At 35.5% G+C, this 19,368-nt stretch carries 10 protein-coding genes; 8 read left to right on the top strand and 2 right to left on the bottom strand.

What is annotated here, in order from left to right:
- Positions 1-281 precede the first annotated feature (281 nt).
- The 3 genes from B0A65_RS01585 (at position 282) to B0A65_RS01575 (ending at position 5,860) form a co-directional block, all read left to right on the top strand.
- Positions 282-3,464, top strand: coding sequence for a SusC/RagA family TonB-linked outer membrane protein (locus tag B0A65_RS01585; protein WP_074658069.1), 3,183 nt, complete (start codon positions 282-284; stop codon positions 3,462-3,464).
- A 12-nt stretch (positions 3,465-3,476) separates the two neighbouring features.
- On the top strand, positions 3,477-4,901 hold the full coding sequence (locus B0A65_RS01580; protein WP_074658071.1) for a SusD/RagB family nutrient-binding outer membrane lipoprotein: 1,425 nt from the start codon (positions 3,477-3,479) through the stop codon (positions 4,899-4,901).
- A gap of 308 nt (positions 4,902-5,209) precedes the next feature.
- Positions 5,210-5,860, top strand: a complete 651-nt coding sequence (locus B0A65_RS01575) for a GNAT family N-acetyltransferase (protein ID WP_242670210.1) — start codon at positions 5,210-5,212, stop codon at positions 5,858-5,860.
- Positions 5,861-6,089: 229 nt separating this feature from the next.
- On the opposite strand, the gene B0A65_RS01570 is transcribed toward B0A65_RS01575, so the two are convergent.
- Positions 6,090-6,533 (bottom strand): hypothetical protein, encoded by a 444-nt coding sequence (locus B0A65_RS01570; protein ID WP_074658073.1) that lies wholly within the window; start codon positions 6,531-6,533, stop codon positions 6,090-6,092.
- Between the two features lie 185 nt (positions 6,534-6,718).
- On the opposite strand from B0A65_RS01570, the gene B0A65_RS01565 reads away from it, so the two are divergent.
- The 3 genes from B0A65_RS01565 to B0A65_RS01555 all read left to right on the top strand — a co-directional run bounded on the left by B0A65_RS01565 (position 6,719) and on the right by B0A65_RS01555 (position 13,839).
- The gene (locus B0A65_RS01565; protein ID WP_074658075.1) at positions 6,719-7,486 is read left to right on the top strand and encodes a methyltransferase domain-containing protein; all 768 of its coding nucleotides are present in this window, start codon (positions 6,719-6,721) and stop codon (positions 7,484-7,486) included.
- A 338-nt stretch (positions 7,487-7,824) separates the two neighbouring features.
- Positions 7,825-11,517, top strand: coding sequence for a metallophosphoesterase family protein (locus tag B0A65_RS01560; RefSeq protein ID WP_074658077.1), 3,693 nt, complete (start codon positions 7,825-7,827; stop codon positions 11,515-11,517).
- 603 nt (positions 11,518-12,120) lie between these two features.
- A complete protein-coding gene (locus B0A65_RS01555; RefSeq protein ID WP_074658079.1) occupies positions 12,121-13,839 on the top strand; it encodes a glycoside hydrolase family 43 protein in 1,719 nt (572 codons plus the stop codon).
- A gap of 200 nt (positions 13,840-14,039) precedes the next feature.
- Here B0A65_RS01555 and B0A65_RS01545 read toward each other — a convergent pair whose 3' ends face one another.
- Positions 14,040-14,462: a hypothetical protein gene (locus B0A65_RS01545; RefSeq protein ID WP_074658081.1), complete on the bottom strand. Its 423-nt coding sequence runs from the start codon at positions 14,460-14,462 to the stop codon at positions 14,040-14,042.
- Between the two features lie 854 nt (positions 14,463-15,316).
- Here B0A65_RS01545 and B0A65_RS01535 point away from each other — a divergent pair.
- Together B0A65_RS01535 and B0A65_RS01530 are read left to right on the top strand one after the other, a co-directional pair.
- Positions 15,317-16,735, top strand: coding sequence for a DUF1254 domain-containing protein (locus B0A65_RS01535; protein WP_074658085.1), 1,419 nt, complete (start codon positions 15,317-15,319; stop codon positions 16,733-16,735).
- A 74-nt stretch (positions 16,736-16,809) separates the two neighbouring features.
- Positions 16,810-19,206, top strand: a complete 2,397-nt coding sequence (locus B0A65_RS01530) for an arylsulfatase (RefSeq protein ID WP_242670209.1) — start codon at positions 16,810-16,812, stop codon at positions 19,204-19,206.
- Positions 19,207-19,368: the final 162 nt, after the last annotated feature.

Below are 19,368 nucleotides of genomic sequence, written 5' to 3'. Positions count from 1 at the left end.
AGTTATAATTTTTAATATATCTTTGTTCTATCAAATTGGTAGAGTTTAAAAACACATAGTATAATGCCGTAATAGTCGGGTTGACATCACGTCAAAGACCAATTCAAATAATAACAATTCAAAATAAATAAAAATGAAAAAACGAATGTGCAGATAAAAAAAAACCATTTCTGTTGCAGCAGAAATGGCGAAGCTTAAAGAAATTGTTCATCTCTATAAGGAATTGAGAGTGGAGTAAATCCATTCTTGGTTGACCTTATTTATTAAACCAAAACAAAGTAATGAAAAAAAAATTAAATAGATCTGTCTGGTTGTGTATTTTCTTGATTTCCATCGGGATAAAAGCGCAAGAAACCAAACCGTTAATTCAATCCAAACTCGAAGGAACAGTTGTAGATGCAATTACAAAAGAGCCAGTTATTGGGGCATCAATAAATATTAAGGGTACTACCCACGGGGTTTTAACGGATTTTGATGGGAAATTTTTTTTCCAAACCGGGCAAAAATTGCCTTATACATTAATAGTAAGTTTTTTAGGCTATAAAAAAACAGAAGTAGTAGCAGATAAAAATGCCGTTGTTATTGAACTTACGCAGGAGCAAAATGCGCTGTCAGAAGTTGTGGTTACCGCACTTGGTATCACAAAAGAAAAGAAATCTTTAGGCTATACCACTCAGGGACTTAAAGGTAAGGAGTTATCTGATACGAAAGAAACGAACTTTCTAAATAGTCTTACTGGTAAATTAGCAGGAGTACGTATTACCAATTCACAAGGTGATATGGGATCTTCCCGTATTATTATTCGTGGTGAAACCTCTATTGCCGGAAATAATCAGCCCTTATTTGTGGTGGATGGAGTGCCGGTAGATAACTCGCAATTAGTGAGTTCTGTTGGTGCTACCCGCGATTTCAAAAATGCAATCGCCGACTTAAATCCGCAGGATATCGAAACATTAACGGTACTGAAAGGACCTAATGCAGCAGCTCTTTACGGATCACGCGCTGCGCACGGTGTTGTGCTTATCACGACAAAATCAGGAAAAAGTCAAAAAGGTCTTGGTATAACGGTTAATTCTGGTATAACGATCTCTCAAGTTACCACTTTACCGGTTTTTCAGAATTCATTTGGACAAGGATCAAACGGGAAATTCAGCTATGTAGATGGTAAAGGAGGGGGTGTTAATGATGGAGTTGATGAAAGTTGGGGACCTAAATTAGACGGACGCCTTATTCCTCAATTTAATTCAAACGGTCAGGCCGTGCCTTTTGTGGCGCATCCTGATAATGTGAGAGACTTTTTTAATACTGGTCTTACTCATGATAATAGTGTTTCTGTAGCGAAGTCAGATGATAAATCAGATTTTCGTTTGGGAGTAAATAATCAGAAGCAATTAGGGACAGTGCCCAACAGTGAAGTCAATAAAACAAACTTTACCGTTAATACTAATTATCAAATATCCAAAAATGTAAAAGTGGGTGTAAATGCTAACTATATTGTAACCAATGCGCCAGCTTTACCTGGTGGTCCATTGGGTAGTCGTGCTGCCGGTGTAATGTTGCAGTTTCTTTGGTTCGGACGTCAGGTAGATGTCAATGAACTTAATAAGGATTGGACCAGAAACTGGAACAACAGTTATTATAGCAATCCATACTGGAATGCCTATTACAATACTACAAGCCAGCAACGCAACCGTTTAATTGGTGATATTCATTTGGATGCCAAGATTTTTGACGGTCTTAATTTTAAGTTTCGTACTGGAGTTGATTACTATAACGATCGCAGGAAGTATGAGATTAAGTATGGTACAAATGGAACTCCTTTTGGATCTTATGCTGAAGATGCCTACACGGTAAACGAACAAAACACGGAAGGTATTTTTACTTATACCAAAAAACTGAATGATGATTTTAGTCTGGATGCTCTTACAGGTTTCAACATTCGTAACCACAGCGATGCAAACAATTATCAAAAAGCACCACGTTTGGCAGTGCCAGATTTGTATACATTGACAAACTCACGAGATCCGTTAACTTCATCAAACTCGTTATCAAGATTGAGAGTCTACAGTGCTTATGCTTCAGCACAACTGGGTTATAAAAATTATGCCTTTTTGAATGCAACTGCGCGTAATGACTGGTCATCAACATTGCCAAGCAGCAATCGTTCTTATTTTTATCCTTCTGTTAGCGGTAGTTTAGTTTTGTCTGATGCCTTGAAATTGCAAAGTAGTACGCTTGATTTCTTAAAGTTACGTGGTGGTTGGTCTGAAGTAGGTAATGATGCAGATCCGTATCAATTGTCGACGGTTTATAATTTTCAAACTGCTTTCGACGGAAATCCGATTCAAACTTCTTCTCAGAAGAAACTCAATGAGAACTTAAAACCGGAAACCACACGCTCTACTGAAATTGGTTTAGAATCTTCTTTCTGGAAAAACAGGCTGCATTTTGATTTTGCCTATTATAATACCAATAGTTTTGATCAGATTTTGGAGATAAAAACTACTGCTTCAAGTGGTTATAATTCGCAGTTAATAAATGCCGGAAAAATAAACAACCATGGTATCGAAATTCAATTGGATGGAAATCCTGTTCAAAATGAAAATTTCAAATGGAATGTAGCGGTAAATTATTCAAAAAATATAAGCAAAGTAGAAATTTTGGATTATGATAAACAGATTCAAAATTACACCATTGGTACGTCTGGAGGTGTTGATGTACTGGCTTCTGTAGGACAAGCATACGGTGCGCTTTATGGAACAGCTTATCAGCGTGATGCAAGTGGAAACATTGTAGTAGGAGCAAATGGATTACCAAAAGCAGATCCGCAAAAGAAAGTATTAGGACATTATACGCCAGATTATTTAGCAGGAGTAACGAACACATTAACCTATAAAAATCTTGAATTATCAATTCTTGTTGATGCAAGTGTAGGAGGAGAACTTTTTTCAGGAACGAACAGAACAGGTAATTATACTGGAGTATTGGCACAAACCCTTCCGGGACGTGACGCAGCTAATGGTGGATTAAATTATTATGTAACAGGTACTACGAAAACTTTGTTGCCAGCTGGTACAGCAGCACCGGGTGGAGCAGCGGTATATGATGATGGTATGATCTTTAACGGAGTATACGCTGATGGAACTCCAAACGCTACGGTTCTTAGTGCACAAGAATATTACAAAGCCTCATACAATATTAGTGAAGCTTATATTTACAGCTCAACTTTTGTAAAATTAAGAGAAATAAAATTGGGTTACAACTTCAATAAGTCATTTGCGAAAAGACTTGGATTAGATGGAGCCAGTATTACTGCCGTAGGTCGTAACCTGTTCTTTATCTATAAAGATGCACCAAATATTGATCCTGAAACAGCTTTCAATACAGGAAATGCACAAGGATTGGAGAGTTTATCTTTACCAACTACCAGAAATTTCAGCCTTAATGTCAATCTAAGATTTTAAAAATACAGCATCATGTTAAAAAAAATATTATATACAACACTATTTGCATTTACACTGACTTCATGCAGTGATACATTGGATGATATTAACAAAAATCCAAATGCAACTGAAACACCATTGGCACCTTACCTGTTAACAGGAACTTTAAAACAAGGCGCTGATTTATATTGGGGTTCAACAAATAACTTTGATTCGTCTTTATTATTTGTGCAGCACTGGGCTAAAATCCAATATACGGAGCCGGACAGATACGATGTATCCAATACTTCTTTCACTACTTTGTGGAATACAGGATACGCAACCCTGATTACGGACTTGAATACAATTATTAATTTTCCACAAGAACAGGCAAATTCAAATTATAAAGGGATTGCATTAACCCTTCGTTCCTGGACATTTTTATTGTTGACAGATGCTTACGGAAGCATCCCTTATAAAGAAGCAGGTCTAAAAGTAACTCCGGCTTATAATACGCAAAAGGAAGTATATACAGGATTATTGGAAGATTTGAAGCAAGCGCAGTCTTTGCTAAATACAGCAAATGGTGCCGTAACGGGTGACCTATCCTATCAGGGGGATATTTTAAAATGGAAAAAATTGGTGAATTCGCTTCGCTTGCGTATTGCATTGCGAATTTCTGATAAAGAACCTGCTTTAGCTAAACAAGCTGCGATTGAAGCGACAAGCGATGCTGCTGGAGTATTTAGCAGTAATAATGATACTTTTAAGTTTACTTATACCAGTTCACCTCAGCAAAATCCAGCTTCGGCTTGGTTTGAAACCCGTGATGATTATCGTATTTCGAAGACCATGGTTGATAAGTTAAATGAGTTATCAGATCCACGTTTGCCGGTTTATGCACAGTTGCCATCAGATGCAAGTGTAGGTAAATACGTTGGTGGTGCAAACGGACTATCAAACAGCGATGCTAATAGTCAGGGTTTTGCTAAAACTTCTAAACCGGGAACCTACTTCCTGACTTCGTCGTCACCAGCTGTGATTGTTTCTTATTCTGAAGTGCTGTTTAACCTTTCTGAAGCCGTTGCTCGTGGTTATATTTCCGGAGATGCAGAACAGCTTTATAAAAATGCAATTGCGGCATCGTTTAATCAATTTGGAATTACTAATGCAACAGTGATCACTAATTACCTTAATCAGGCCAGTGTGAAATACGATGCAACTAACTATGCTAAATCGATAGGTACACAAAAATGGATTGCATTCTACGGACAGGGTCTTGATGCTTTTGCGGAGTGGAGAAGACTTGACTATCCAGTGTTGACAGCGGGTCCGGCTACAGTTTTAGACGGAAAACTACCTTCGCGTTTCTTTTATCCGGGAACAGAGCAGTCATTGAATGGAAATAGTTACCAGGCAGCGATAGCTATTCAGGGAAAAGATTTACTTACTACAAAACTATGGTTTGATGTAAAATAAGATGTATTCTGAAAGGAATACGCTCAGAAATACTAAAAACGACTCCAAAATCAATTGATTTTGGGGTCGTTTTTTTGATTTGAATAAGATTAATGGTATATCAAAATGATAAAAAGCATATCATTTTGAGAGGGAATAGTAATTAAGAATATTGTTTTTTTTAATTAAAAACAAGCAGCAACAGTCTATAGAGCCTGTAAACTTGCACTGTTGGCAATGTTGGTACATAATTTGAAAATCGTATTTTATATTTCCAATCCACCAGGCACTTAAACTTAGTATTAAATTCGGAATATGCTATATCAAATATGAAAATCGAAGAACAAACCATACCTTTTACAAACCAGGTTTTGACTGACACGTTTCCGAACAAGCCAAAATTATTGAAGCTTCAGGAACCTGAAGAATTACCAGATTTTATAATTCAAATCACAAATGAAAACCATATTTTTTGGGTTAACGAAATTTGTGATGTGACCTTATCCTCTGCTTTAGCACGAGGAACAGGCATCTCCGGTCGTTCTCCTGAATTGCTTGAAGAAAAAATAAAAAAAGGCGAGGCTGTTATTGCCTTTGCATTAGACGGTAGTTGGGCAGGTTTCTCTTTTATTTCTTCCTGGGATAACGACCAATATGTTTCTAATTCCGGATTGATTGTGGCACCCCGGTTTAGAAGTACGGGTCTTGCAAAAAAGATTAAAAGAAAAATTTTTGAGCTGAGTCGTCAAAAATTTCCTGATGCCCGTATCTTTAGTCTTACCACAGGTTTGGCTGTAATGAAAATGAATCATGAACTCGGTTTTGAACCCGTTACTTATTCCGAGTTAACAACGGATGAAGTTTTTTGGGAAAATTGTAAATCTTGTATCAATTGTCCTGTTTTGATGAGTAAAGAAAAGAAAAACTGTTTGTGTACTGCAATGTTATATGATCCTAAAGCTAGGATTATCCCTGTTTAAAAGTTTTTCCAGTTTTTAGCAGTCTCTAAAATAAATTTAGCTAAAATTTCAAAAGCCATTTTAGTTTTAAAAGAGCAGCCCTGTTTGAAAACAACCGTTAAGTTAAAATTTCGATTATGACGATCACACAGAAATCGATGTAAACTGCTTTGGATCATAAAAGAACGTAGTTAGAAATGGGATTTTTATAGTCTCGTACCTGCGGTAAATGAATGTTTTTTAAACAGTATTATAGCAACCAGTCTACAGAAAAAGCAGCAATGATAAAAATATTGTGTATAAATACAAGCTGAAGATAATATCCCTTGAAATTGGCAGTGTGAACAGCAGGTATAATTTCAAGCAGAAAAGTCCAGCTGATTATTCGTATCAATGCACTAATGAAACCTATGATAATACTAGTCGTCCATGAAATCTCATCGAATTCACAATACCATATTAAATAATAAATTGCTGCAAAACAGAGTCCAAAAGTATGATGTAGCACTTTTCCTATTCTTAATTTGGTTTTTAGTGATAAATCTATAGCATTAGCAGAAAGAATACTTGTAAGCAGAGCAGGTTCCTGATAGAATTTTATAGCTGGTGTTGATAGGGCCTTATTGAATATCCTTATGATACAGCAGGCTACCAGCCAGGAAACTAGAATTTGAAAGAGCAGGTAAAAGATCATTGAGGGGCGTTATAACGCCTCAAATATAGTAATGAAAGTGTTAAGAATAAAATTAAAAAAAGAACGGCAACTCTTGCTTAGTATTTTTTTGGCAAAAATCAATTTTCAATTAACTGCTGCACCTACATTTTATTTTTGTAATTTAGACAAAACAGTAGTGTTTAGTACCATAAAATTGAAAACCTATGCCTTGGAATCCAGAAATATACAATAAGTTTAAAGAGCTGCGCAATAAACCATTTTATGATCTGATTGATTTTATCGAATTGCCAGAATCTTCAAATGCGATCGATTTAGGATGTGGAACGGGCGAACAGACGGCTATATTAGCCGCAAAGTTTAACAAAACCGATTTTCTTGGAATTGATTCATCAGCTGAAATGTTGCTAAAATCAAAATCTTTGGAGACTGATAATCTTCATTTTAAGCAAATAGCTGTTGAAGATATATTGGACTCCGATAAAAAGTGGGATTTTGTTTTTAGTAATGCAGCGCTTCAGTGGTCCGATAATCATGAAATATTGTTTCCAAAATTGATTCATTTGCTTAATTCGAAAGGACAATTTGCGGTACAAATGCCCATTCAGAAAGAAAATTTGCTCAATAAAATTCTATATCAATTAGCTGAAGAAGATGCTTTTAAAACGTATTTTAAGGGATGGAGAAGAGATTCTCCAGTATTAAGTATGGATCAATATGCACAAATTATGTTTGATGGTGGATTGGAAGAAATTCAGATTATGGAGAAAGTTTATCCCATAATTGCAAACGATCATGACACGCTATATAATTTTATTTCAGGTTCAGCTCTGATTCCTTATTTAGAACTTCTTCAAGACGATCAAAAAGAGTCTTTTATCAGCGCTTTTAAAAATAGAATAGCAGAGAATTTTCCGAAACTTCCTGCAATTTATGCCTTTAAAAGAATTTTGCTTTTTGGAAGAAGAAGTTAAAGAAAAGACTACACCGTAAAAAAGACTAAGGCGATTCACTTGAATATGCCTATATAAATAAAAGAAAGATCTTTCCATTTGATTCTTTCAATATTGTTACTACTGCGAGAGATGATCTCACTATTTTTTAAATATCACTATTTTGTATCGTTCGATTAACGAAATAAAGATAAATGCAACACGGATACCTTTTTAATCTGTTGATTTTTAGCGTCTTTAATGAATGGCGCGCTCATTGCATATTTCACTAATTGATTTTTTTATGTATGTCACAGATTCTGACAGAACAGTAAAAAAGAAAAAATCAGTGTTTTTTATTTCATTTAAAACTTAGTAGTATGAAAAAAGCAACTATTGTAATAATCTTAGTTTTATTGCAAGCAGCTGGATGTGCCACATTCAAAGAGCAATCAAGTGAAAAAACAGCTGGTGCATCAGAAAAAAAGATTATTCATTCTATTTATCTGAGTGGCGGATATGGAGAAAAGGAAACGGGTAATAAAACTTTGAGTCAGTTTAATGAAATCTTAAAAAAAGAACCGAATAAAAAATCTACCTTTTTATTGTTGGGAGATAATGTGTCTGAAAATGAAAAAGATATGCTTTCGGACAAGTCTTTTTTAACTGAACAGACAGAGATGATTAAGGGGTATGGTGGCAATACTTATTTTCTTCCCGGTGATTACGAGTGGAAATATAAAAATAGCAGAAAGACAGAAGCCAGCCAGAATTTGCTAAAACTTATACCTGGCAATACGGCTGAATATTTACCTAAAAATGGAGCTCCTTTAAGCAAAGTTTCTATTAATGAAAACCTCGACATTATATTTATAGATTCGCAGTGGTACATTTCCAATTGGGATGATGTTGAATATATAAATGAGAATTCACCGGATATTAAAACCAGAAGACGTTTTCTGGAACAGTTGGAAGGTATGATTCGAGATGCTGCATTTAAAAATGTAATCATAGCGATGCATCATCCTATTTTTAGCAATGGTAAACATGGTGGCAAGTATAGTGTCAATGATTATCAGCACCCTTTGCCCATTATTGGATTGGCAGATAAGACAGTTCGAAAATTAGGAGGCACGAGTCCGGAGGATATTGCCTACAGCAGGTATAGGGAACTAACGAGTTTTGTGGCTACACTGGCAAAATTATCAGATCATATTGTGATTGTTTCCGGTCATGAAAATAGTCTGCAATATTTGGAAGGAAATGGAATACATCAAATCATTAGTGGCTCCCTTGCCAAAAGTGAAGCAACGAAACTATCAAAAGAACTAATAACAGCTCCAGGCGGAAAATTAAACTATGAAGGTATTTATAGCTCCAGTGAAAAGGGATATGCCAAGCTTAATTACTTCGAAGATGGTTCCTCAGAAGTGGAATTTTATTCTTTTGAAAACAACAAATTATTATATCGTCATGCTGTAAATAAAGCACTTCCAGGTATTCAGGAAAAGCCTAAAAATGCTGTATTTGCTGATATTTCAACTACCACTAAAGCCCAAATCTTAACCAAAGAAGAAACATCAAAATCCTGGTTTTACAAATTATTCTGGGGAGAACACTATCGCGACTATTATTCCAGGGAAGTAACTGTAAAAGCCGCATCGCTGGATACATTATATGGCGGACTCACTATATTAAAAGAAGGAGGGGGCCATCAGTCTCAATCTTTGAGATTACAGGGTAAAAATGGAAAGCAATATGTAATGCGATCGCTGCGTAAAGATGCACTCAAATTTTTGAGATTTAAATTAAAAGGCATTGTTTTTAACCCTGATTCTTATGATGATACAGCCACAGAAGAATTAGTTTCCGATTTTTTTACTACAGCGCATCCGTATGCGCAGTTGGCAGTAAATGATTTGGCAGAGGCTGCCTCAATCAATCATTCCAACACAAAACTATATTATTTTCCTAAACAATCCGGATTTGGAGATTTAAATGATAAATACGGTAACGGATTGTATTATATCGAAGAAAGGCCATCGAAAGAGCAGAAAGATTTTAAAGGTTATCAGCATACTTCAATGGATCAGGCAGGTGCAATAGTTGATTTTGCAAACACAGAGGATGTTCTTAAAAAACTGCGCGAAAATGATAAGTACAGTATCGATAAACGTCAATACATCCGATCAAGAATTTTTGATATGCTTATCGGAGACTGGGATCGTCATGAAGATCAATGGCGCTGGGCACTTAGGGAAACAGGAAATAAATCAGGAGTATATTCGCCAATACCAAGGGATCGTGACGCCGCTTTCTCAAAATTTGATGGTGCCGCTTTAGCCGTTGTCAAAAACAGAGTTCCGGAAACCCGGTTTTGGCAAAGTTATGATGATGATCTTGATAATGTAAAATGGTTTAATTCTGAAGCCTATAACCTTGATAAGATTTTTGTTTCCCAGTATGATGCATCAATCTGGAATGAAGAAGCATTATCCATCCAAAAAGGCTTAACTGATGCGGTAATTGACAAGGCGTTTTTAAATCTTCCACAAGAAATGCAGGATCAGGCTCTGGAAGATATTAAAACAAAATTAAAAAAAAGGCTTAAGAATTTGAACATTCTGGCTTCAGAATATGCTGATTATATCAATGAAAAAGTGGTTATTCACGGCACAGATAAAAAAGATATTTTCCAGATTACCAGACAACCAAAGGGAAATACAACCATAGAAATATTTTCTGAAAAGAACACTACAGAGCCTTATTATTCAGCCGTAATAAATTCGGATAATACCTGTGAGATCTGGATCTACGGACTTAATGGAGATGATGATTTTATAGTGAAGGGTGAAGGAGATAAGGAAATACTGCTGCGTATTATCGGCGGCTATGGAACGGATCATTACACTATAGAAAATAATAATAAAACCCGCATTTATGACTATGGTTATGAGAAGAATATAATTGATGCCAAACAGCCTTCAAAGAAACAGTTTTCATCACTTTATGAAACTAATAATTTGCATTTCAGGTATTTTATTCCAAGCAATAATATTTTAGTGCCTGTACTCGGTTATGCCACAGACGATGGTTTTGTGTTGGGTGCTAAAGATACCTACACCTACAATGCCTTTAATGGAAATCCGCATAAACAGATACATGAGATTTTTGCCAATTACTACTTTACTTATCAATCGGCTGAGGCGGGTTATAACGGAAGTTTTTTTAATGTTTTTCCGCATATCAATCTTTTAGTCGAAGCCTATTTCTCGGGAACCAAGTTTTCGAATAATTTCTTTGGCTACGGAAACGAAACGGTTAATGAAGATAAAACACTTGGCAAGGATTATAACCGAGCGCGAACCAGACAAACGAATTTGAATGCAGGACTCGAATACCATAAATTTAAAATTAAGGCTTTATTTGAGAGTTATGAAATTGAAGAAATGAATGATCGGTTTTTTACTCCGGCTAATGTAGATCCTGCTGTATTTGAACATCAGAATTATGTTGGAACAGAAGCATCCATAGCTTATCTCAACAGAGACGCAGAAGATTTTTCTACAAAAGGATTATATGCTTCGGCTAAAGGTGGTTGGAAAATTAATACCGATAACAGTGCTAATAATTTTGGTTATTTTGTTGGAAAAGTTGGACTCGAGGACAAACTTACCAATTCAGGGAATCTGGTATTTCAGACCGTTGCAGAAGGAAGGGTTATTTTTGGGGATAATTATTATTTCTATCATTCTTCCTTTTTAGGAGGTAATAATGGTTTACGTGGTTATCGCAATGAACGTTTCAGTGGCAAAAACAGTTTATACGACAGCTCGAACCTTAAACTAAAAGTGGCCAGTTTTAAGACAGGCCTTATTCCAATTGATTTTGGTCTTTACGGCGGATTTGATGTTGGACGTGTCTGGATTGAAGATGATCCTTCCAAAAAATGGCATACTTCGCAGGGTGGTGGAGTATGGTTTGGCGGATTGAGTACGCTTAGTCTTCAGGCGGCTTATTTTAACTCTGATGAAGGGAATATAGTTTTTATTGGATTTAATTTTAAATATTAACGCAGCATTTTTGGTATCAATATAGTGAAGCGTTTGGTTTTCTTTTTCCAGTTACTACATTTTGCTCTTTATCATTTCTCTTCTAAAAGTCTTGCACTGAAACATTGACCAATTTTATGAAGGAAAGCTAAGATATTTTCTGTTAAAAGCTTTCCTTCTTGCCCGGGCTTTTTTTACAGCTTTTTGAGGCGTTTTTTTCTTTCAAATTCATTTTTGTACTCCCTTTGCTTGACATACAGACCCATTTCGGCAATTTTGAAATAATTTAATTGCCTGAGTTTTTGATTTCGATGGGGAAGTGGTATCTCCAACATTTAATCTTTTGTCTTTTTTTAATGAAAAAAAGGTAAAACTGTATTTTCGTTAGAATTAAGGCTGGTAAAAATTGATAATATATCTATTTTTTATCAATTTTATTAAACAGACTGTTTTTTATAATGCTTTTTTTTACATAATTATAAAAAATATATTTAAGCAACCGGTTGTTCATTGAAATGTTTTTTTTATATTTGTGATAAATACACTTATTAACTATTTGGACTTAATTATTTTTTATATAACCTAAACATTTCCAGGAGATGTTATAATACAAGGACAGTTAAAATGAAGCAACCACAAATATTTTTATTATTAGCATTATTATTTCTTTTTTCTTTTAAAGCAATAAACCTGGAAGATAATCTTATCAAAGATCCTGTGTTTTCTAATGTTGTCTATACAGGCGACGATATTATTTATAAAAACAATCCATTGAAATCAGATGAGTTTTATTCGCCTATTTTACAAGGATGTTATCCGGATCCTGCGATTACCAGAAAAGGAGATGATTATTATATGGTTTGCTCTTCATTTGCTATGTTTCCGGGAGTGCCAATTTTCCATTCAAAGGATTTAGTGAATTGGACAGATTTGGGAGGTGTATTAAATAATGTCTCCGAATTTAATCCGCATGATACAGCTATCAGTCAGGGCGTATATGCACCTGGTATCACGTATAATCCTCACAATGACACTTTTTATATGATTGTAACAGCCTTTACAGGTAATATGGGGAACATTATAGTAAAAACTAAAGATCCAATGAAAGGCTGGGGAAGTCCGATAAAACTGGATTTTAACGGAATCGATCCTTGTATATTCTTTGACGATAACGGAAAAGGCTATATCGTGCATAACGATGCTCCGGATAAAGGAAAGGAATTGTATGAAGGTCATCGTGTCATTAAAGTGTGGGAATACGATGTTGCAAATGATAAAGTAATTCCGGGCACAGATAAAATTATTGTAGACGGAGGTATAGATCTTTCTAAAAAACCAATCTGGATCGAAGCGCCGCATTTGTATAAAAAAGACGGACATTATTATTTAATGTGTGCTGAAGGCGGTACAGGTGATAATCATAGTGAAGTTGTTTTTATTAGTGATAGTCCAAAAGGGCCTTTTAAACCCGCATCAAACAATCCAATTCTGACACAAAGATACTTTCCGCAAGACAGACCTCAAAAAGTAGACTGGGCGGGTCATGCCGATTTAGTTCAGGGACCAGATAATAAATATTATGGAGTGTTTCTTGGTATCCGTCCCAATGATAAAAACCGTGTAAATACAGGACGTGAAACTTTTATGCTCCCAGTAGATTGGTCTGGCGTTTTTCCTGTTTTTGAAAATGGGTTAGTACCGTTGGAGCCAAAAATAAAAATGCCAAAAGGTGTTACTGAAAACAAAACAGGAAAAGATGGATTTTTCCCGAATGGCAATTTTACGTTTACTGAAAATTTTACTTCTCAAAAATTAGATTACAGATGGATAGGTTTGAGAGGACCTCGTGAAAAATTTATTTTAGTAACCAAAAAAGGACTCGAGATTAAACCTTTTGCAGTAAATATTAAAGAAGTAAAACCAACATCCACACTTTTTTACAGACAGCAGCACAACACTTTTTCTTTTGCAACAACAATAGATTACAAACCCGCATCTGAAAAAGATCTGGCAGGAATTGTTTGCCTTCAGAATGAGCGTTTTAATTATGTTTTCGGTATAACAAAAAAAGGAAAAGATACCTATATTTTGCTGGAAAGAACCGAAAAAGGAAATTCAAAAACTATAGCAAGTGCTAAAATCGAAATTAAGAAAAATATCCGTTTGCAGGTAAAAGCTAAAGGGGATAGTTACGAATTTAGTTATGCTTTAAATGGTATTGATTTTCAAAATTTAGGAGGAAATGTTTCGGGTGATATTCTTTCAACAAATGTGGCCGGTGGTTTTACAGGAGCATTAGTAGGATTGTATGCTACGGCTGCAAATGATGCTCAGGTAAATTAAATTAAGACTTTAAAAACATCTATATAATGAAATCAATAATTAGGTATTTCGCGTTTGCTGTTCTTTTTTTAATAGCACAAAAAGGATATTCTCAAGATCCGAATTTTCATGTTTATTTGAGTTTTGGCCAATCTAACATGGAAGGTTATGCTAAAATAGAAGCGCAGGATAAAGTTGGCGTTGAGGATCGTTTTCAGGTTTTACAAGTCGTAAATTGTCCTTCCTTCCGTAGGCGCAACATTCACTTTGTATTTTAATTTCAGATCCGGATAATCAATTGGATTAAAACCGACATGATTCTTAGTTTCATCCGGATAGGATAAGGAATGCGAAATGGTTTTTGTAGCAGGATCTATTTTTTTTTCGGCTTCTTTGGGTACGGGAGACCATTGACCAGGTGAAATTTCTAATCTCAAATCGCCATTAGCCATAACACGCTCGCCATGTTGAATCATGGTCACGCCCGTTTGATGACCGTCAGGATAAATATCATCAAAAACGGTAACCTCAATTCCTCGCGCCGAAAAGTACCCTTTTGGATCGAGTTTTAAATTTTGACCCTTCATCGTTATTTGAAACATAACTGCAACTATTACAAGAACAAAACCAATTCTATTTTTCATTTACTTGTTTTTTAAAGTACAAGTAAATATAAATCAAATGATTAACAATATGGTTTTGTATTATAACGACTAGTGTCAAAAAAGTTAAACTCTGAACAGATAATCGTTTTAAAAATGATTTTGCAGTTTATATTTAGGAGACGCGCCGGAAGCAATTGAACTTGTGATTCAAAGAGCAAATGCAAAGACATTTTTTATCGCTATAAGAATTGATTCGGAATTTAAGATGCGTTATGAAACAGCATAAGTTCATCAACGATTTATTTGGAAGGTTCATTCTATAATTCGTGCTTTTTCTAAGCATTCTATTTTCTTCTTAGCAAATAAATTAGTATTTCTTCTTCTAACTCTTTTGACAAGTTTTCTGATTCTATTTTTTTATTAAAATATTTTTCAATTTTGCCTTTATATTTTTTTGTCGCTGTTGTGCTTAAACAATATTCATTGCAAATTACCTTGAAATTAGGATCAACCAGATATAAAATCTTAAGCGATTCCATATGCTCGGCAAATTTAATATTGTATAATTCATCGGGGAGCGACATAATAATGAAGATGATTAGTTATTAAATATAAACTTTATAGAAGCATTATTTAAAGTTACAAATTAGCTGATACACAAATTAAGAAAAGTGGTTTCATATTATAATTTGAAACTAAACCAAAAACTTCAGTAATGGTTTAAAATAGTTGCGGAATCTAAAAAATACAGATGGAATAGGAAATTCTTCCTTTTTTGGTTGCAGATTATAATTTGCAACGAGGTTCAAGGCTAAAAATAAGATCGCACTATTTTAAATTATAATTTTAGGTAGGTAAGAAAAAAGCCGATTTTAATCTATAAAACCATCGCTATGAAAAAAGTATTCTCCGTTATTATTATTATTATTATTATTGCGTTTTTAATAACGACCTCTTGTAAAAAAGAGCAAACAACCGATCAAACACAAATTAATACTGCGTCTGTTTCTCCCGACAGCATTACTGCAATAGCAAAAGAGGCATGGATTTATGGCTATCCTATGTTTTATAATTACAAAACTATTTATGCCAATGCTGTTAATAAAGATGCTAAAGAATTTATTGGCGGTTTTAATAAATTCAAAAGCATTGCGGTAAGTGCAACTCCTGCAGATACTTTGGTAGTAACAATAAACAACGATACACCATATTCCATGGCTGCAATTAATGTTTCAGATGAGCCTGTAATTCTTGAAGTTCCAAAAATTGAAGAGGACAGATATTATGTCATGCAGTTTGTTGATCTGTATACTTTTAATTTTGAATATGTGGGTTCCCGTGCAACAGGAAATCAGGCTGGCAAGTATCTTATAGCTGGTCCGGACTGGAAAGGTGAAACACCAAAAGGTATCGATAAAGTCTTAAAATCAGAAACTAATTTAATTTTTCTGGTAGGACGTACACAACTTCACAGCCCGCAAGATGTGGCTAATCTTAAAAAAATTCAGCAGCAATATAAATTGACTCCTTTGCACGTCTATACAAACCAGGCAGCGCCACCAGAAAAAAAATACAATATGCCACTTCCTGCATGGAATGAAGCTGACTATTCTTCTCCAAAATTTATTAATGTCCTGAATTCTCTATTGCAATATACAACCGAAGACAGCAGTGAAAAAGCACTTAGAGCCCGATTTGCTAAAATTGGTATACAACCGGGAGTTCCTTATGACAGTTCTAAATACCCGCCGGAAACAATTGCAGCAATTGAAAAAGGAATTGCCGAAGGGAAAAAAGAACTGGAATCCAAGATCGATAATCTAACCGATTCCGGAAGCCTTTTTGGTACTCGTGCATCACTTAAAAATAATTATTTAAATCGCGCGATAGCAGCAGCGGCAGGACTTTACGGCAATACAAAAGAAGAAGCGGTTTATACAGGAAGCTCAACAGATAAAGATAATCAGCCATTAACAGGCAGCAATAAATACGTACTTCGATTTTCTAAAGACCAGCTTCCTCAGGCCAAATACTTTTGGAGTATTACGATGTATAATTTGCCAAAACGTTTTCTGGTACCCAATCCTATTTCGAGATATTCCATAGGAAATAAATCAAAAGGACTTAAATATGAATCAAATGGAGATTTGATCTTTTATCTGCAGGCAGCATCACCAGGAAAAGAGAAAGAAAGTAATTGGTTGCCAACGCCAAAAACGGAAAGATTTATGTTTGTTATGAGAATCTATGGTCCTCAGGCTGATGTAATTAATAATGTATGGAAAATGCCTTTACCGGAAAAAGTAAAATAATTTACGGATGGAATCTGTGCGTTTGATTTTCTTATTTTAAATGTTATGTATGTAAATTAATAAATTTTAAAATTATGAGTATAGTTGACCTTTTTAATAAGAATATTTTTTTAGAAGTGATGTATTCAAAATATTCGTTAAGTAAAATTAAATTATTGATTTTATGTAACATCGGGTTTCTAAGTGTTTCATATGGACAGGATGTTTTGCCTTTTCCTCCGGTTCCAAGCGCAAGTATTGCCAATGAAACCCTTGCAGAAAGTACCCATAAGCGAAGAGCACAACCCGAACATTTACCTAAGGATGCTCCAAATATTATCATTATCCTAATGGATGATGTTGGTTTTGGTACACCATCTACTTTTGGAGGAGGTGTAAATACACCTACATTATCAAAAGTCTACAGCGAAGGAATTGCTTATAATGAATTTCATACCACTTCTATCTGTTCTCCAACCAGAGCAGCTTTGCTTACGGGACGAAATCATACGAGAGTGAGCAGCGGTACAATTGCCGAAAGAGCGGTAGACTGGGACGGGTATACCGGAATTATACCAAAAGAAGCAGCAACTGTTGCCGAGGTTTTAAAGGATTACGGATACAGTACTTCTGCATTTGGTAAATGGCATAATACGCCTGCCAACCAGACTACAGTTGCCGGACCTTTTGATTATTGGCCCGTAAATTATGGTTTTCAGCATTTTTACGGATTCCTTGCGGGAGAAACATCACAATATGAACCGCGTTTGGTGGATGACTTTACACCGGTCGAACCTCCAAAAACAGAAAATTATCACTTAACGACAGATTTGGCCGATCATGCCATTACCTGGATGAGCCAGCATAAAGCTTATGCCGCAGATAAACCATTCTTACTTTATTTTGCTCCGGGAGCAGGTCACGCACCGCACCATATTTTTAAGGAATGGGCTGATAAGTATAAAGGAAAATTTGATGATGGCTGGGATGCTTACCGCGAAAAAGTATTCAAACGCCAAAAAGAATTAGGATGGATTCCAAAAAGTGCCCAGCTAACAGCTCGTGACAAAACGATGGCTTCGTGGGAAAGTATTCCGCAATCGCAAAGAGCTTTCCAAATTAGGATGATGGAAGTTTTTGCAGGATATGTAGAGCACGCCGATCATGAAGTAGGCCGTGTTTTAGATGCGCTTGAAGCGAATGGACAAAAAGACAATACCATCGTATTTTTTATTTGGGGAGATAATGGTTCAAGCGCCGAGGGCCAGAATGGTTCAATTAGCGAATTATTAGCACAAAATAACGTTTCAAATACCATAGAGCAGCAATTGGCAGCACTAGATAAAATAGGAGGATTAGACGCTATCGGCGGGCCGCTTTTAGAAAATAATTATCACGCCGCATGGGCATGGGCAGGAAATACGCCTTTTAAACATACAAAATTGGTAGCATCACATTTTGGCGGAAACCAAAACGCAATGGTAGTACGATGGCCAAAAATGATCAAACCTGACAAAACACCACGCAGTCAGTTTCATCATATTAATGACATTGTACCCACAATTTATGATATTTTAAATATTACGGCTCCAAAAGTGGTGAATGGTTTTGATCAGATGCCGATGGATGGTGTGAGTATGAAATATACCTTTAATGACCCAAAAGCAAAAGAAGTATCCAAAATTCAGTTTTTTGATAATAACGGAAGCCGCGGCGTTTATAAAGATGGCTGGTATGCTTGTACCTTCGGACCTTTATATCCTTGGATTTCAGCTCAAAAAGGACTGGCAGATTGGGATTCAAACAAAGATGTCTGGGAACTTTATAACATCAAAGAAGACTATACCCAGTTTAATGATTTGGCTACTAAAAATCCTGAAAAATTGAAAGAACTTCAAAAAGTCTTTAATGATCAGGCAAAAGCCAATAAAGATTATCCAATTGGCGCGGGAATCTGGCTGCGTATTCACCCTGAAGATGTTATCAGATCGCCTTATAATTCGTGGGTTTTTGATGAAAATACATCAAGGATGCCAGAATTTAGTGCTCCTGGTCTTGGGAAAAAAAGCAATAAAGTGGTCATTGACATGGATGTAAAAGAAAATACATCAGGCGTACTGTATGCTTTGGGAGGTTCCGGCGGCGGTGTTACTTTATTTATGGAAAACGGAAAATTAGTGTACGAATATAATATGCTGATCATAGAGCGCTATACGGTTGAAACTGATCAAAAAATTGCGGCAGGAAAACATAAGGTCGAAATTTTGACTACCATTGCCAAACCCGGAGCAGCGGCTGAAGTTGCAATTACCGTTGATGGAAAACCGTATTCCAATGGGGAGGTAAAAAGAACTGTACCAGCTGCATTTACAGCCAGTGAAACTTTTGATGTGGGCGAAGATTTAGGCGGTTCGGTTTCGATGCGATATTATAAAAAAGCACCATATAAGTTTGAAGGCAAAATAAACAGTGTCAAAGTAGACTTATTGTAGTTTAATAGAATTAAATATGAAAAAGATCAAAATCAATTATTCGGCAGGTTTAATTTTGTTTTTCCTAAGTATTGATTTTTTGGTACTGTTAATTTAGTGAACCAAAGTAAGCAACTTTAGCTTTATAAATGATTTACAGTGATGGTTTACTGTATAATAGGA

Origin of the sequence: Flavobacterium frigidimaris (assembly GCF_002217275.1) — a bacterium.
GTDB classification, from domain to species: Bacteria; Bacteroidota; Bacteroidia; order Flavobacteriales; family Flavobacteriaceae; genus Flavobacterium; species Flavobacterium aquidurense.
This window is presented reverse-complemented; position numbering and strand designations above follow the sequence as displayed.